14 protein-coding genes, 1 rRNA gene and 1 riboswitch are annotated in these 15,586 nt (G+C 68.3%); of the genes, 3 read left to right on the top strand and 12 right to left on the bottom strand.

Going from position 1 to position 15,586, the window contains the following annotated elements:
• The first annotated feature begins 214 nt into the window (after positions 1-214).
• On the top strand, positions 215-802 hold the full coding sequence (locus OHA61_RS33625; protein ID WP_406306178.1) for a hypothetical protein: 588 nt from the start codon (positions 215-217) through the stop codon (positions 800-802).
• A gap of 331 nt (positions 803-1,133) precedes the next feature.
• Positions 1,134-1,325 carry a DUF5999 family protein gene (locus OHA61_RS33620; RefSeq protein WP_324975735.1) on the top strand — a complete coding sequence of 64 codons (192 nt, stop codon included), beginning with the start codon at positions 1,134-1,136 and terminating at the stop codon, positions 1,323-1,325.
• A gap of 122 nt (positions 1,326-1,447) precedes the next feature.
• On the opposite strand, the gene gcvP is transcribed toward OHA61_RS33620, so the two are convergent.
• On the bottom strand, positions 1,448-4,333 hold the full coding sequence (gene gcvP / locus OHA61_RS33615; protein ID WP_406306177.1) for an aminomethyl-transferring glycine dehydrogenase: 2,886 nt from the start codon (positions 4,331-4,333) through the stop codon (positions 1,448-1,450).
• A gap of 178 nt (positions 4,334-4,511) precedes the next feature.
• Positions 4,512-4,608, bottom strand: a riboswitch (glycine riboswitch).
• A gap of 115 nt (positions 4,609-4,723) precedes the next feature.
• Here gcvP and OHA61_RS33610 point away from each other — a divergent pair.
• Positions 4,724-5,104: a PRC-barrel domain-containing protein gene (locus OHA61_RS33610; protein WP_266488498.1), complete on the top strand. Its 381-nt coding sequence runs from the start codon at positions 4,724-4,726 to the stop codon at positions 5,102-5,104.
• On the opposite strand, the gene OHA61_RS33605 is transcribed toward OHA61_RS33610, so the two are convergent.
• The 11 genes from OHA61_RS33605 to rrf all read right to left on the bottom strand — a co-directional run bounded on the left by OHA61_RS33605 (position 5,017) and on the right by rrf (position 15,510).
• Complete coding sequence (locus tag OHA61_RS33605; RefSeq protein ID WP_406306176.1) at positions 5,017-6,522, bottom strand: DNA polymerase IV; 1,506 nt, start codon at positions 6,520-6,522, stop codon at positions 5,017-5,019. The genes OHA61_RS33610 and OHA61_RS33605 overlap by 88 nt on opposite strands.
• A 66-nt stretch (positions 6,523-6,588) precedes the next feature.
• Positions 6,589-7,182 (bottom strand): MerR family transcriptional regulator, encoded by a 594-nt coding sequence (locus OHA61_RS33600; RefSeq protein WP_324974730.1) that lies wholly within the window; start codon positions 7,180-7,182, stop codon positions 6,589-6,591.
• 158 nt (positions 7,183-7,340) lie between these two features.
• Entirely contained in the window at positions 7,341-7,814 is a 474-nt protein-coding gene (locus OHA61_RS33595) for a bifunctional nuclease family protein (protein ID WP_006123076.1), read from the bottom strand.
• A gap of 53 nt (positions 7,815-7,867) precedes the next feature.
• A complete protein-coding gene (locus tag OHA61_RS33590; RefSeq protein WP_406306175.1) occupies positions 7,868-8,611 on the bottom strand; it encodes a MerR family transcriptional regulator in 744 nt (247 codons plus the stop codon).
• Between the two features lie 42 nt (positions 8,612-8,653).
• Positions 8,654-9,535, bottom strand: coding sequence for an FHA domain-containing protein (locus OHA61_RS33585; RefSeq protein ID WP_406307571.1), 882 nt, complete (start codon positions 9,533-9,535; stop codon positions 8,654-8,656).
• Between the two features lie 148 nt (positions 9,536-9,683).
• Complete coding sequence (locus tag OHA61_RS33580; RefSeq protein WP_406306174.1) at positions 9,684-10,664, bottom strand: DUF881 domain-containing protein; 981 nt, start codon at positions 10,662-10,664, stop codon at positions 9,684-9,686.
• 5 nt (positions 10,665-10,669) lie between these two features.
• Positions 10,670-11,002 carry a small basic family protein gene (locus tag OHA61_RS33575; RefSeq protein ID WP_003970459.1) on the bottom strand — a complete coding sequence of 111 codons (333 nt, stop codon included), beginning with the start codon at positions 11,000-11,002 and terminating at the stop codon, positions 10,670-10,672.
• The gene (locus OHA61_RS33570; protein ID WP_406306173.1) at positions 10,999-11,928 is read right to left on the bottom strand and encodes a DUF881 domain-containing protein; all 930 of its coding nucleotides are present in this window, start codon (positions 11,926-11,928) and stop codon (positions 10,999-11,001) included. The genes OHA61_RS33575 and OHA61_RS33570 overlap by 4 nt, the downstream gene beginning before the upstream one ends.
• Before the next feature lie 97 nt (positions 11,929-12,025).
• The gene (locus OHA61_RS33565; protein ID WP_266488513.1) at positions 12,026-14,521 is read right to left on the bottom strand and encodes a mannose-1-phosphate guanyltransferase; all 2,496 of its coding nucleotides are present in this window, start codon (positions 14,519-14,521) and stop codon (positions 12,026-12,028) included.
• Between the two features lie 112 nt (positions 14,522-14,633).
• Complete coding sequence (locus tag OHA61_RS33560; protein WP_266488515.1) at positions 14,634-15,242, bottom strand: CDP-alcohol phosphatidyltransferase family protein; 609 nt, start codon at positions 15,240-15,242, stop codon at positions 14,634-14,636.
• A gap of 151 nt (positions 15,243-15,393) precedes the next feature.
• A 5S ribosomal RNA gene (gene rrf / locus OHA61_RS33555) occupies positions 15,394-15,510 on the bottom strand.
• Positions 15,511-15,586: the final 76 nt, after the last annotated feature.

Genomic DNA, 15,586 nt, shown 5'->3' with positions numbered 1-15,586 from the left:
ACTTCGCAACAAATAGACCTGATTCCGCCTTGCCGGAAATACGCAGGAACGCTAGCAGAAACATGGCGAGAACACGTGTCGTATAAACTTCGCGAACGAGGCAGAGAGTTGGCGCCCGGTGGGGTTTCCGGCCCCCTCTGACCCCGCCACGCTGACAGTGCCGTCCGCACCTGCCCCTGCTCAAACGTGTCTCCGAAGTGAGAGGCGACCCATCATGCCGCTGCATGTCCCCCCGGCCCCCGCGCCTGCCCTCCGCAGCGTCCTCGCAGCACTCGGTTCCCCGACCGCCGTCCGCGAGGCCCGCACACCCGCTCTGAGGTCCGTCCAGGGATCTGTGAGCCCCGAACTGCCACTTCCCGTCCATGTACTGGATCAGATCGTCCCGAGCAGCAGTGCCCCCTACACCCGCCTCACGGGCTGGCGCTTCCTCATCCGCAGCGGCGAACGCGTCGTGGCCGCGGCGGAGACGATGCTCACCCCCGACGGCTGGACCTTCTCGCATTTCTTCGAAGGCCCCTATCTGAGCTCCACGGAGCGGGCGCTGCGGCAGGCCGAGTCGATGGGGACCCACTTCCAGCCGCGGCTGCTGTCCATCCCCGAGCTCTACATGCTGACCCTCTGGCTGCACGGTGACACCGACGCCGACGCCGGGACCGGCACACCCCGCCCCACGGACGTACTGGTACCGCTGGCTCCGGCGCCTCCGGGCATCACCGCGCACCGGCCGCACCAGGTCTCCGATCTACTCCCGGTCATGACTCTGCGCCTCACTCCGGCCCCGCTGCTCGGCTCCCCCGCCTGACCGTCGCGGCCGGCGGAGCGCCCCCACAGACGCCCTGCTCACACCCTCTTCGCGCCCCGTGACCATCCGGTCGCGGGGCGCATTTCTGCCCCGGGTGGACTAGCCCATACCGGCCACCCCTAACCACCCGAAAGGACAATGGAGTTGAACTGAACCGTCCGCCCGGGTGATACGTCATTAACCAGTAAGAAGAGCTGCCGCGAAATCCCTGCGGATTGTCGCCCGTGGGGCAACACTGGGATCGGACCGAGAGATACGGGGGGCGGCCATGAACTCCTCATCGAGCCGCAGGACAGTCACAGTCGACACACCGCAGCGAAAGAACCCAGCCATGTGCCAGCACCAGCCAGCCTGCCCGACATCCGACTCAGCCGACCGGGAAGCCGCGCGTCTCGTGGCGCACCACCCGGAGCAGGGCTGGAGCCTGCTGTGCAACGGCATCCTCCTCTTCGAGGACACCGGCGAGCTGCTGCCGGACGGGCAGATCATCGCGCCGCACCGGCAGGTGACGACGGCCGCCTAGAGCCGTCCGTAGGGCGACGAAAGCCGTCCGTTACGACGAGGGGCCGGCACGGAGACTCATCTCCGCACCGGCCCTGACGCATGCGCGCCGCCGCTCCGGCCCCGTTCGCCGGTCGCAGTCCGTCAGTTCTCGTACTCGTCCATCGGCGGGCAGGAACAGACGAGGTTACGGTCTCCGAACGCTCCGTCGATCCGGCGCACCGGCGGCCAGTACTTGTCCGCGGCGCTCACCCCGGCCGGGAAGACCGCCTCCTCACGGCTGTAAGGGTGCTCCCACTCCCCGCCGAGCGCGGCCGCGGTGTGCGGGGCGTTGCTGAGCGGGTTGTCCTCGGCGGGCCACTCGCCCGAGGCGAGCCTCTCGATCTCGCCCCGGATCGCGATCATGGTGTCGCAGAAGCGGTCGATCTCGGTCAGGTCTTCACTCTCGGTGGGCTCGATCATCAGTGTGCCGGCCACCGGGAAGGACATCGTCGGCGCGTGGAAGCCGTAGTCGATCAGCCGCTTGGCGATGTCGTCGACACTGACACCGGTCGACTTCGACAGCGGCCGCAGGTCCACGATGCACTCGTGGGCGACGAGGCCCGCCGGGCCCGTGTAGAGCACGGGGTAGTGCGGCTCCAGGCGCTTGGCGATGTAGTTGGCCGCGAGCACGGCGACCTGCGTCGCGCGCTTGAGGCCCTCGCCGCCCATGAGCCGTACGTACGCCCAGGAGATGGGCAGGATGCCCGCAGAGCCCCACGGAGCGGCCGAGATCGGACCCACACCCGTCTCGGGTCCCGCGGTCGGCTGGAGCGGGTGGTTGGGGAGGTACGGCGCGAGGTGTGCGCGGACACCCACCGGGCCCACGCCCGGACCGCCGCCGCCGTGCGGGATGCAGAAGGTCTTGTGCAGGTTGAGGTGCGAGACGTCGCCGCCGAACTTGCCCGGCTTGGCGAGACCCACCAGCGCGTTGAGGTTCGCGCCGTCGACGTACACCTGGCCGCCGGCCTCGTGGACCTGGGCGCAGATGTCGGCGACGTGCTCCTCGAACACACCGTGCGTGGACGGGTAGGTGATCATCAGAACTGAGAGCTCGTCGCGGTACTGCTCGATCTTGGCGCGCAGGTCCGCGATGTCCACCTCGCCGTCGTCGGCGGTCTTCACCACGACGACCTTCATGCCCGCCATGACCGCGCTGGCGGCGTTGGTGCCGTGCGCGGAGGAGGGGATGAGGCAGATGGTGCGCTGCTCGTCGCCGTTGGCGCGGTGGTACGCGCGCACGGCCAGCAGGCCCGCGAGCTCGCCCTGCGAACCGGCGTTGGGCTGGATGGAGACCGCGTCGTACCCGGTGACCTCGGCGAGGCGCTCCTCCAGCTCATGGATGAGCGTGAGGTATCCGGCGGCCTGCTCGACGGGGGCGAAGGGGTGGATCTGCCCGAACTCCGGCCAGGTGACCGGCTCCATCTCGGTGGTCGCGTTCAGCTTCATGGTGCAGGAGCCGAGCGGGATCATGCCGCGGTCCAGCGCGTAGTCCCGGTCAGCGAGCTTGCGCAGGTAGCGCAACATCGCCGTCTCGGAACGGTGCTGGTGGAAGACGGGATGCGTGAGGTAGTCGTCCGTCCGCAGCAGCGACTGCGGCAGAGCGTCCTCCGTCGCCGCGTCCAGCGCCTCGATGTCGCCCTCGAGGCCGAAAGCGGCCCAGACCACGTTCAGCTCCGTGCGCCCCGTGGTCTCGTCGCAGGAGATCGAGACGGTGTCGGCGTCGACGAGGTGGAGGTTGACCCCGCCCTCGCGTGCGGCGGCGAGCACGTCGGCGGCCTTGCCGGGAACCCGCGCGGTGAGCGTGTCGAAGTACGAGCCGTGCACGACCTCGACGCCACCGGACCGCAGGCCCTCGGCGAGCAGCGTCGCGAAGCGGTGGGTGCGCTGCGCGATCGACCGCAGGCCCTGGGGGCCGTGGTAGACCGCGTACATCCCGGCCATGACGGCGAGCAGCACCTGGGCGGTGCAGATGTTGCTGGTGGCCTTCTCGCGGCGGATGTGCTGCTCACGGGTCTGCAGTGCGAGGCGGTAGGCCTTGTTGCCGTCCGCGTCGACGGAGACGCCGACGAGTCGGCCGGGCAGGCTGCGCGCGAACTTCTCGCGCACGGCCATGTAGCCGGCGTGCGGTCCGCCGAAGCCCATCGGGACGCCGAACCGCTGCGTGGTGCCGACCGCGATGTCGGCGCCCAGCTCGCCCGGCGAGGTGAGCAGGGTCAGCGCCAGCAGATCGGCGGCGACGGTGACGATCGCGCCCAGCTCGTGCGCCTGCTCGATGACGGGCTTGAGGTCACGGACGGCACCGGAGGCGCCCGGGTACTGGAGCAGTACGCCGAAGACGCCGCGCTCGGCGATCTCGGCGGGGATGCCCTCGCTCAGGTCGGCGGTGACGACCTCGACACCGGTCGGTTCGGCGCGGGTCTCGATCACCGCGAGGGTCTGCGGAAGGGCGTCGGCGTCGACCAGGAAGACGCCGTTCTTGACCTTGCCGACGCGGCGGGCGAGCGACATGGCCTCGGCCGCGGCGGTGGCCTCGTCGAGCAGCGACGCGCCAGAGGTGGGCAGACCGGTCAGATCGGCGACCATCGTCTGGAAGTTGAGCAGCGCCTCGAGACGGCCCTGGGAGATCTCCGGCTGGTAGGGCGTGTACGCCGTGTACCAGGCCGGATTCTCCATGACATTGCGCAGGATGACCGGCGGCGTGAACGTGCCGTAGTAGCCGAGGCCGATCATCGGCGCCAGCACCTGATTGCGGTCGGCCAGCGTGCGCAGTTCGGCGAGGACATCGGCCTCGGTGCGCGCGCCCGGGAGGTTCAGCGCCTCCGCGCTCTTGATCACATCGGGCACCGCGGCGGCGGTCAGCTCGTCCAGCGAGCCGTACCCCACCTGCGCCAGCATCTTTGCCTGGGCCTCGGCGTCGGGCCCGATGTGGCGCTGCTCGAAGGGGATGCCCTGCTCCAGCTGAGAGAGCGGAATGCGGTTGGCGGTCATTTAGGAGGCCTCCTGGTCTGACACGACCGGCGAGGGGCATCGCGGCGCGGATGCCCGGACGGCCTCCCCCTCTGTCATCTCAACCTGAGAGCTTCACCGGCGCGCACGCAGGCGCGTCGGCTTTCACCGTCGGTGAGAGCGGACGCCGTCCGACGCCCGCTCTGCTTTCCAGAGTGACCTCGTCCGTGCGGTACAGGGGCCTGAGAGATTCCGGGGAGGATTTGCTCCTTCGGCGCCGCCGGTGTGTCACCGGTGGACTCTCCCGCACGGGGTCAGCAGCCGTCTGCCAGCGTACCAGCGCCGTTCTCGCTCCGATCGCTCAAGTGGCCGACAGTCACGATGTGCACTTTTGTAGTATTTAAACAGCAGTTGCGACCAATTGGAGGGACCGTGCAGACCGACATCGATCCGCGCAGCCTGATCGGCCGCAAGGCGTTCGACCGCAACGGCACCAAGATCGGGACTGTGGACGAGGTGTATCTCGACGATGCGACCGGCGTGCCCGAGTGGGCAGCTGTGCGCACCGGCCTGTTCAGCAGGGACGCTTTCGTCCCGCTGGAGCCCAGCAAGGTGGTCGACGACACCCTGCACGTCCCGTACGAACGCTCGCTGATCAAGGACGCGCCCGACTTCGGTGTCGGCCGTCATCTCTCCCCTGAGCAGGAACTGCAGCTCTACCACCACTACGGCCTCGATCTTTCCGAGGCTCCTGAGACGCCCACGCCGTCGGGGGACACCTCCTTCGGCCGCGTCGCGGGCCAGGAGGACTGACCCGGGGCCTGCTCCTTCTCCGGCAGAGGCACCAGGGGCAGGGGGTCGGAGGGCTCGAGATCGGGGTCGTCGACGCGGAAGGTACGAACGCGTCCCGGCGGCGACCCCGGCTCCTCGAACCGCACCGTGACCCGCCCGACGCCGCTGCCCTGTACCCAGCCCGCCCCGTACTGGGCATGCCGTACGTCGTGCCCGGCGGCCCAGCGCCGCTCCGCATGCGCGACGGGCTCCGCGACGCCCGCCCCAGCCGCCTCTTCGCCCCCCTGGGCCCCATGGTCGCCCTCCACCTCCGGTGCCCCCTCGTGCGCCGGTCCGGCACGATCGTCCGCAGCAGCCTGCTCGTCGGCGGCGGCCTGGGCGAAGAGGTCTTCCTGGGTGTAGTCGGTGAGCCCGGTGACGCCCACGCCGAGCAGCCGTACCCCGCCCGTGGTGTCCACGGCCTCCAGGAGCCGCCCGGCGGCCTCCCGCACCACCGATGGATCGTCGGTCGGCCCGCGCAGCGTCTCGGAACGCGTGAGCGTCGAGAAGTCGTACCGCCGCACCTTCAGCACGATGGTCCGCCCGGAGTGCCCGGAGGCCCGCAGCCTCTGCACACACCGGTCGGCGAGCCGCTCCACCTCGATCCGCACCCGCACCCGGTCGTGCAGATCCACATCGAAGGTGTCCTCGACGGAGACCGACTTCGTGTCCCGCTCGGCCACGACAGGCCGGTCGTCGTACCCCATGGCCATCCGGAACAGCGAGGTCCCGTGCGCCCTGCCCAGGAGCCGTACGAGCTCGTCCTCGCCCGCCTCAGCGAGCTCCGCGACGGTCGTCATTCCCGCGCGGCGCAGATGCTCCCCCGTCGCCGGGCCAACCCCGGGCAGCGTCCGCACCGACATCGGCCCCAGCAGCTCACGTTCCGTGCCCGGCTCGATCAGCACCAGACCGTCGGGTTTCGCCTGCTCGGAGGCGATTTTGGCCAGCATCTTGGATCCGGCGAGCCCGACCGACCCGGTGAGACCCGTGAACGTGCGGATCTGAGCACGCAGCCGCTCCCCCGTCTCCCTGGCCGACGCGGAGTCGTCGGCGACCCCGCCCGCCTCCAGGTCCACGAACGCCTCGTCCAGGCTCAGCGGCTCCACCAGCGGCGAGAGCCTGCCCAGCAGCTCCATCACCTGCTCGCTGACCGTGCGGTAGAGCGAGAAGCGCGGCACGAGATAGGCGGCATTGGGCGCGAGCCGTCTCGCCTGCGCCATCGGCATCGCGGAGTGGACCCCGAAGCGCCGTGCCTCGTACGAGGCGGTCGCGACGACCCCTCGCGGCCCGAGCCCGCCGACCACCACCGGCTTTCCGCGCAGACTCGGCTTCGCCGCCTGCTCGGCGGCGGCGAAGAAGGCATCCATGTCCAGATGCAGGATCGTCGGCGCGGATCTCACAACTCCGATGCTGCCCTACGCCACTGACAATGGCGCCGGCAGCGCGTGGTCCCTCCGCCGCGCCGCTCAGACGGCCCGGTCGCGTCTACGTCTGGCCAGCTCGTCAGCCGGGTTGTTGCCAACCAGCGTCTCGCCGGTGTCGATCCGCTCGCCGTGGAGCTGCGACAGCGCCGTCTCCACATCACGCCAGACCACGCCGACGGCGATCCCGAAGATCCCCTGGCCGCCCTGGAGCAGATCCACGACCTCGTCCGGCGACGAGCACTCGTAGACAGTGGCACCGTCGCTCATCAGCGTCATGCGCTCCAGGTCCGAGACGTCACGCGCCCGCAGATGCTGCACCGCGGTGCGGATGTTCTGCAGTGCTACGCCGGTGTCCAGGAATCGCTTGACGATCTTGAGGACAACCACATCGCGGAAGCTGTAGAGCCGCTGCGTGCCCGATCCGTACGCCGGCCGCACGCTGGGCTCGACCAGCCCGGTGCGTGCCCAGTAGTCGAGCTGGCGGTAGGTGATGCCCGCCGCCGCACACGCGGTCGGACCGCGGTAGCCGATCGTCTCACTGGCCTCGGCCGCACTTTCGTGAAGCGGATGCAGCCCGCCCTCCCCCAGACTCCGTCCGGGGGCGCCCCCAGCCGTACCGTCGCCGCTGCTTCTCACGCCGACCTCCGTCCTTGACCTGCCGACTCGACGGTAGGCAGTCACCAGGGGTGCGTCAACGATCGCCACGCCGAGTGATAATCACCCTGAGAGTGGTTTCTCGTGCCCGTATTCGGGGAAAGGCTACTCGAATGCGCTGACGACGACTGTTCGGACGGTCACTGGCTGTTGGTGCCGAAGTCCTCGGGCGAGATCTGGTCGAGGAACTCGCGGAACTTCTCCACCTCGTCCTCCTGCTCGTCCGGGATGGCGATTCCGGCGTCGTCGAGGACCCCGTCGCTGCCATAGATCGGCGTACCCGTACGCAGGGCCAGCGCTATGGCGTCGGACGGCCTCGCGCTCACCTCGACTCCACTGGCGAAGACCAGCTCCGCGTAGAAGACCCCTTCGCGCAGGTCAGTGATGCGCACCTCGGTGAGCTCCTGGCCCACCGCCTCCAGCACATCCTTGAAGAGGTCATGCGTCAGCGGCCTCGCCGGAGCCATGCCCTGCTGGGCAAAGGCAATGGCGGTGGCCTCCCCGGGACCGATCCAGATGGGGAGGTACCGGTCGCCTCCCACTTCACGCAGGAGCACGATCGGTTGGTTCGAGGGCATTTCGACCCGGACACCCACAACGTCGAGCTCGTTCACACAGCAACCCTAGGACGTGCCCGACCGGTTTGGGTAGTCGGGCTCTCCCATGATCAGTGCAGCCGGACCCCGAGAGCCGTCTGCACGAGGGCCGCATGCAGCCGCACAGACAGGGCAGCGAGCTCTTTCGTGGTCGCCTCGGCATGCGCCCTGGTCTGCGGATTACGGTGCCGCCGCAAGGGTGCAACGACCTGCTCGACCAGGCTCGCCTCACGGTCCGCGGCGGCTTTCATCGCCCGCAGATGCCGCGGCTCCAGCCCGAATCTCCCGAGATCCGCGACCAGCTTGGCCACGGTCACCGACTCGGCGTCGTACGCGCCGTCCTCGCCCTTCGCCAGCAGGCCGTAGGACTCCCACTCGGCCAGGTCCGCCTCGCTCACGTCGGCGGCCGCCAGGAGCTCGGAACGGCCCACGCGTGCGGCCGTCGGCCGGTCGGCGCCGGCTTCCCACGGGCCGTCGAGCAGTTCCCGCTGGGGACCCTGCGCGGGCAGCTGAACGTGCTCACCGCGCCCCAGGGCGTCGAGATGCTCACGGATGACCTTCAGCGGAAGATAGTGATCCCGCTGCATCCGCAGGACCTGCGCCAGCCGCTCCACGTCGTCGGGGCTGAACTTGCGGTACCCGGACGGCGTCCGCCGCGGCTCGACCAGCCCTTCCGACTCCAGAAAACGGATCTTGGAGATGGTCACTTCGGGAAACTCGTCGCGAAGCCGGCTGAGCACCGTACCGATGCTCATCAGCCTCTCGCCCGCGGTGGCGGTGCCGTGTCCGGCACCGCCCGTCGGTGTTCGCAGCATGTACCTTCCTGGGGGTCCCCCCGGACGGAGTCTGGGGGAGGGTTACACGCCCCGCTGGCTCGCGTAGAAGACCAGCCGGTACTTGCCGATCTGGACCTCGTCACCGCTCGACAGAACGACGGAATCGATCCGCTCGCGGTTGACGTACGTGCCGTTGAGGCTGCCGACGTCCGCGACGCTGAAGCGGCCGTCCGGTCCCCGGCGGAACTCCACATGACGCCGCGAGACGGTCACGTCGTCGAGGAAGATGTCGCTCTGCGGGTGACGGCCGGCCGTGGTCAGCTCGCCGTCCAGCAGGAAGCGGCTTCCGGAGTTAGGACCGCGGCGCACCACCAGGAGCGCCGAGCCGAGCGGCAGCGCGTCGACGGCGGCCTGGGCCTCGGGGGACAGTGACGGGATCTGCGTCTGCCCCGTCACCTCCGAGTCGTACGCCTCAAGGCCGGAGATGGAGATCGTCGAGGTCGTCTCCGAAGGACGCTCCGCGGGGGCTCCGCCACGCAGCGGCGCACCGCAGTTGGAGCAGAACCGGCTGGCCTCGGCATTGCGGTGCCCGCACCTCGTACAAACCAAGGCCGACATGGACGGATCCTCCTGCCGCGGCTGCCCCGCGTGGGGATTGGTTGAATACGGGTCCGGGGCAAACCCTCCACCCGTACTTGAGGTTGATGGTTCCCCGAAACCTATGCGGCTGGAACCGGCAGGGTCAACAGACGACGCGCCCTGACCGCCCGAAATGTCACCGCCCGGACCAGCAACCTCATCGCGGAAGAGCGGCCGCTCAGCGCCCTGCTCCTCACTCTGGCCATGGCGCGGCGCGCGATGCCGGGCGTTGCCACCGTCCTCGCGTGCGCTCTTGCCGAACAACTTCCCAAACAACTTCACGGGCGATTCCCCTTGACCGAAATAGACCCGCCCGTGGGGCAGGACGAACCCTCAATGATCAGACCTGCCGACCCGGACATCCTCACAACGTCCGTGACCACCAGACAGTTTCCACCACGCGGCACGCTTGTGATGTGCCGACCCCCCGCAAGCTCATGCCCTGGTCCCCCGGACCCCATGCACCCCCGCCTCACTGCGCCGACGACCGAGCGTAGTCAGGCCGCTTCGCGGGTCGCAAGGCATCCACGACGATCTTCTGCGAGCGCGTCACCGTGGCCGTGGCCTGCTCCTTCTCCAGTGTCTGGACCACGCCGCCCGGGATGTTCAGGGCGGGCTCCAGATCCTGCGGCTTGCCGATGACCTTGAATCGGTACGGGGCCTTGACCGGTTTGCCGTCCACCTCGATGTCGGCGCCGGTTCCCGTGAAGTAGGTGTCCGCGACGACCCGGATGTCGTTGACCTGGATCGCTTCCGCGCCCGCCGCCCGCAGTTCCTGGATCGCGTCGAGCAGCATGTCCGACTCCACCGTGCCGGACGGGTCCTGGACGGTGAGCGTGATGCCGGGGCCCTGCGCGGCGACCGTACCGGCGAGGATGCCGAGTTGCTGCTCCTTCTGCAGGGTCTGCTTGCGAGCCTCTTCGGCCTGGTCCGAGCTGTTCTCCAGCTCGGTGCGCTGGTCCTCCAGACGCTGCTTCTCGTCCTCGAGCCGCTGCGTGCGGTTGTCGAGCTCGTCGAGGATGCGCACCAGGTCCTCCTGGCGGGCGCCGCGTAGCGCGCTGTTGTCGCTGTTGGAGCGGACCTGGATGGCGAGGCCGAGCCCGAGGACGAACAGCAGGAGGGCGACAATGAGTTGAGCGCGGCTGACCCGCGGCGGCCACAGCACCGCGACAAGCCGCTGCCGACCGGTCTGCTGCGCGGGCTCGGGCGCTTCGGCCTCGGTCTGCTCCGAGTGGGCCTGTTCCGGGCGGGGCTGCTCCGACTGTGCCTGTTCGGGGCGGGGCTGCTCCGGCTCGGGCTGCTGCGGCTCGGGCTGTTCCGGCTCGGGCTGCTGCGGCCGGGTCTGCTCCGGCTCAGCGTTCCCGGAACCGGTGTTGGCGGCCGGCGGCGTCACCGACTCCGGCTCCTCGCCCTTGGGGTGTTCCTCGCCCCGAGGATTCTCTTCGCTGTTCATCGGCCTCACGCCCGGAACACGTGCCGGCGGATCGCGGCAGCGTTGGAGAAGATCCGGATACCGAGCACGACCACCACACCCGTCGACAGCTGGGCGCCCACGCCCAACTTGTCGCCCAGGAACACGATCAGCGCTGCCACCACCACGTTCGACAGGAAGGAGACGACGAAGACCTTGTCGACGAAGATTCCGTCGAGCATGGCCCGCAGGCCACCGAAGACCGCGTCGAGAGCCGCCACGACGGCGATCGGCAGATAGGGCTCGACCACCGCCGGCACTTCGGGCCGGACCAACAGTCCGACCACGACTCCGACGACGAGGCCCAGTACGGCGATCACGATGTGCCCTTCCCTGTGTCAGCCGTGCCCTGCCCGTTGCCCTTCCCGGCGTCGGCGGTCTTCGGCTCTGCTGTACGTACGATCAAGCTCGGCGCCGCCGGCAGGCGCACCTTCTCCTCGGTGGAGATGCTGGTGCGGATCCCGAAGTTCTCCTGCAACGCGTGCAGATACTGCCCGTCGGCACTGTCCTGGAACGCGGTGCTCAACTTCTTCCCGTCCCCCACCGCGAGCACCGTGTACGGCGGCACCAGCGGCTTGTTGTCGACCAGTATGGCGTCGCCCGCCGCGCGGATCGCCGACAGGGCCGTCAGCCGCTGCCCGTTGATCGCGACAGCCTCAGCGCCCGACTCCCAGAGCCCGTTGACGATCCGCTGCATGTCCCGGTCGCGCACCCGGCCTGTGTCGTTGAAGCCGCTGCTCTCCCGCGGCCCGCCGCCACCCTGATCGGTGTCCTTCGCATCGTCGACGACGAGCTTGACCCCCGGCCCCTCCACCTCTGTGGCGCCGGAGAGCAGCGCGACGATTTCTGCCTGTTCCCCGCCCTGCGTCTTGAGGGCCTTGCGCTGCCGGTTCCCCACCTCGTCGCGGAGCGTGTCGACACTGCGCTCCAGCGCGTCGGCGTCCGCGGTCTCCGCGTCGATCCGGTCGATGAGCTCCTCGCGCTCCTTCGCCACCACCGGTGCCGATATCCGCGCCTCGGCCGCTCCGACGGTCACGACGAGCGCCGCCAGCACCAGGCCGGCCGCGAGTCCGAGCTTGGCACGCAGCGTACGGGGAAGACCCCCGCCCTCGGCCTCCTTGCGGGCCGCCGCCTCCGCGTATCCGTCGTCGAGGCTGTGCTCCATGACGTTCGTCAGCAGCGACATGGACGCATCGGGACGTGCGGGTGGAGAGCCGGTGCTCCGAACGGGGGGCTGCTGCGACATGCCGCACATCGTCGCACGTCGCAGGTGTTACCGCCGAATGGCCCCACCGGTGTGCCGGAAGCCGTCCGCGGACAACTCCCGGCACACCCGTCACACGTCAGTGACCTGCGCTGTCCACGACGGCGGACCATTCGTCCAGGAGCGCCTGCGCCGAAGCGTCATCCGGCCCCTCTGCCCACAAATGAGTGACAGCCTCCGCGGGGTCGGGAAGGACCATCACCCAGCGGCCGTCGGCCTCGACCACACGGACACCGTCGGTCGTGTCGACATGCCGGTCACCGGCCGCCTCCACGACGCGCCGCATCACCAGCCCCTTGACCGCCCAAGGTGTCGCCAGATCGCGCCGCAGCACGTGCGCTCGCGGGATGCGGGCATCGATCTGGCTCAGCGTGAGCTGCGTACGGGCCACGAGCCCGACCAGCCGTACGAGGGCCGCCGAGCCGTCGAAGACGCTGCTGAACTCCGGAATGATGAAGGCGCCCCGGCCGTCACCACCGAAGATCGTGGTCTCCTCGCGCCCCACGCGCGTCAGATCGTCGGGCGAGGTGGTCGTCCACTCCACCTGTGTGCCGTGGTACGCGGCGACCTGCTCGGCGATCCGCGTGGTCGTCACCGGAAGCGCCACCCGCCCACTGCGCCGCTCCGCCGCCACCAGGTCGAGCAGCACAAGCAGCGCGCGGTCGTCCTCGATGATGCGCCCTCGTTCGTCGACCAGCGACAGCCGCTCACCGACGGGGTCGAAACGCACCCCGAAGGCCGCCCGGGCGGAGGCCACGATCTCGCCCAGCCGCACCAGTCCGGACCGTCGGGTGTCGGCCGACTCCGTCGGCCTCGATTCGTCGAGCCCGGGGTTGATGACCAGGGCGTCCACGCCGAGCCGTCCGAGCAGGCTCGGCAGAACCAGTCCGGCGCTGCCGTTGGACGCGTCGATGACGACCTTGAGACCCGACTCGGCGATGCCGGAGGTGTCGACATTGCGCAGCAGGGATCCGGTGTACGAGTCGAAGACGCTGGACGGGAAGTGCAGGTCCCCGATCTCGCCGGGGAACGCCCGCCGGTACTCCTGACGCGCGTACACCCGGTCCAGCTTCCGCTGACCGGCCTGCGAAAGGTCCGCACCGCGCTCGTCGAAGAACATGATGTCGACGGAGTCCGGCACACCGGGAGACGTACGGATCATGATGCCGCCGGCACTGCCGCGGGCGGTCTGCTGCCGCGCAACCGGCAGCGGCACGTTCTCCAGGTCGCGTACGTCGATGGCGCTGGCCTGCAGCGCGGAGATGACGGCCCGCTTGAGCGCACGGGCGCCCCGGGAGTGGTCACGCGCCGTGGTGACCGTCGCCCCCTTCTTGAGGGTGGTTGCATACGCACCGGCCAGCCGCACGGCCAGTTCGGGCGTGATCTCGACATTGAGGATTCCGGACACTCCGCGAGCCCCGAAGAGATGCGCCTGGCCCCGCGACTCCCAGATGACCGAGGTGTTGACGAAGGCGCCGGCCTCGATGGTCTTGAACGGGTAGACCCGGACATTGCCCTGGATAATCGATTCTTCGCCGACAAGGCACTCGTCGCCGATGACCGCGCCGTCCTCGATACGTGCGGCACGCATGATGTCGGTGTTCTTTCCGATCACGCAGCCGCGGAGGTTGCAGTGCTCTCCGATGTACACGTTGTCGTGGATCACGGCCTTATGGAGAAAGGCACCGCTTTTGACGACGACGTTGGACCCGACGACGGTGTGCTCGCGGATCTCCACGTCGGCCTCGACCTTGGCATAGTCGCCGATATACAGCGGACCGCGCAGCACGGCGTCCGGATGGACCTCCGCACCTTCGGCCACCCACACACCGGGAGAGATCTCGAACCCGTCGAGTTCCACATCGACCTTGCCCTCGAGGACATCGGCCTGAGCCTTCACATAGCTCTCGTGGGTGCCCACGTCCTCCCAGTAGCCCTCGGCGATATAGCCGTAGATCGGCTTGCCTTCCTTCATGAGCTGCGGGAACACATCGCCGGACCAGTCCACGGGAACATCGGCCTCGACATAGTCGAATACCTCAGGCTCCATCACGTAGATGCCGGTATTCACCGTGTCGGAGAAAACCTGTCCCCAGGTGGGCTTCTCGAGGAAGCGCTCGACCTTTCCTTCTTCGTCCACGATGGTGATACCGAATTCGAGAGGGTTCGGCACTCGCGTCAGACACACCGTGACCAGTGCGCCCTTCTCCTTGTGGAAGGAGATGAGGTCGCTCAGGTCAAAGTCGGTGAGCGCATCACCGGAGATGACGAGAAACGCGTCGTCCTTCAGCGCTTCTTCGGCATTCTTCACGCTCCCCGCAGTGCCGAGTGGCTTCTCCTCATTGGCATAGGTGAGCTCCATCCCGAGCTCTTCGCCATCGCCGAAGTAGTTCTTGACGAGTGAGGCGAGAAACTGCACGGTTACGACGGTCTCATTGAGCCCATGCCGCTTGAGCAGGCGCAGCACATGCTCCATGATCGGCCGATTGGCCACTGGCAGGAGCGGCTTGGGCATGCTCGAGGTCATTGGGCGAAGTCGGGTACCTTCGCCACCGGCCATCACGACGGCCTTCATGTCGGAAGCGTCCTCCTTGAAGAGACGACGGTCTAGCCGACTGGACCCGTCACATGAGGCCCTTTGGCGTCATGCACGGCCGGCAACGCTGCTCGGCACGGCATCGACGAGGTCAATCGGCCACTGCATCCGCCTTGACGAGGCGGCGGACCTGGACCACGTAGAGGATCCCTGCCCACCAATACAGAGTTGTACCCCATACTGCGAACGCCCATCCGAAAATAGCAGCGAGTGACGCAAGCCACCCGTTTCCGTCACTCAGGAGCAGGAGGGGGAACGCGTACATGAGGTTGAACGTGGCTGCCTTCCCCAGGAAGTTGACCTGGGGCGGCGGATAGCCGTGCCGGCGGAGGATTCCCACCATCACCAGCAGCATCAGTTCCCGCGCCAATAGGGCGGCGGTGAGCCAGATGGGCAGAATCTCGCGCCAGGTCAGCCCGACGAGCGTGGAGAGGATGTACAGCCGGTCGGCAGCCGGGTCGAGGAGCCGCCCCAGACTGCTGATCTGGTTCCAGCGCCTCGCAAGCTTGCCGTCGAGATAGTCACTGACGCCGCTCAGCATCAGTACGAGCAAAGCCCAGCCATCGCTGTTGGGCCCCCCGAACTCGGGGCGGAGAATCAGCCACAGGAAGAGCGGCACACCGGCGAGACGCGCCATGCTGAGGATGTTGGGGATGGTGAGCACCCGGTCCGTCTGGACACGGGTCTCCTGGACCTCCACCCGGGGGCCTCCTGTGCGGAACGTTCCAATGATGCTCCCTGACCCTACCCTCAGCCGCAGCCGCGGGATGCACAGGGGTACGGAGGAACAATCGGGCCCTGAACGCAGAAAAGCCCCGCACCAGAAGGTGCGGGGCTCTCCCACAATAATTGTTCGGCGGCGTCCTACTCTCCCACAGGGTCCCCCCTGCAGTACCATCGGCGCTGAAAGGCTTAGCTTCCGGGTTCGGAATGTAACCGGGCGTTTCCCTAACGCAATGACCACCGAAACACTATGAAGATATCGATTCCGGAATCCCCCGGCCAAAGGGGGGACTCGACAGTTCGTTACTTCAGAACTGACAC

Source organism: Streptomyces sp. NBC_00885 (genome assembly GCF_045207475.1).
In the GTDB taxonomy this organism is placed as follows: Bacteria; Actinomycetota; Actinomycetes; order Streptomycetales; family Streptomycetaceae; genus Streptomyces.
This window is presented reverse-complemented; position numbering and strand designations above follow the sequence as displayed.

What these genes read in the sequence shown, in the direction of transcription:
- OHA61_RS33625 (WP_406306178.1), top strand. Translation starts at nt 215, where the DNA reads ATGCCGCTGCATGTCCCCCCGGCCCCCGCGCCTGCCCTCCGCAGCGTC.
- OHA61_RS33620 (WP_324975735.1), top strand. Translation starts at nt 1,134, where the DNA reads ATGTGCCAGCACCAGCCAGCCTGCCCGACATCCGACTCAGCCGACCGG.
- gcvP (WP_406306177.1), bottom strand. Translation starts at nt 4,333, where the DNA reads ATGACCGCCAACCGCATTCCGCTCTCTCAGCTGGAGCAGGGCATCCCC.
- OHA61_RS33590 (WP_406306175.1), bottom strand. Translation starts at nt 8,611, where the DNA reads ATGCTGCGAACACCGACGGGCGGTGCCGGACACGGCACCGCCACCGCG.
- OHA61_RS33580 (WP_406306174.1), bottom strand. Translation starts at nt 10,664, where the DNA reads ATGAACAGCGAAGAGAATCCTCGGGGCGAGGAACACCCCAAGGGCGAG.
- OHA61_RS33570 (WP_406306173.1), bottom strand. Translation starts at nt 11,928, where the DNA reads ATGTCGCAGCAGCCCCCCGTTCGGAGCACCGGCTCTCCACCCGCACGT.
- OHA61_RS33565 (WP_266488513.1), bottom strand. Translation starts at nt 14,521, where the DNA reads ATGAAGGCCGTCGTGATGGCCGGTGGCGAAGGTACCCGACTTCGCCCA.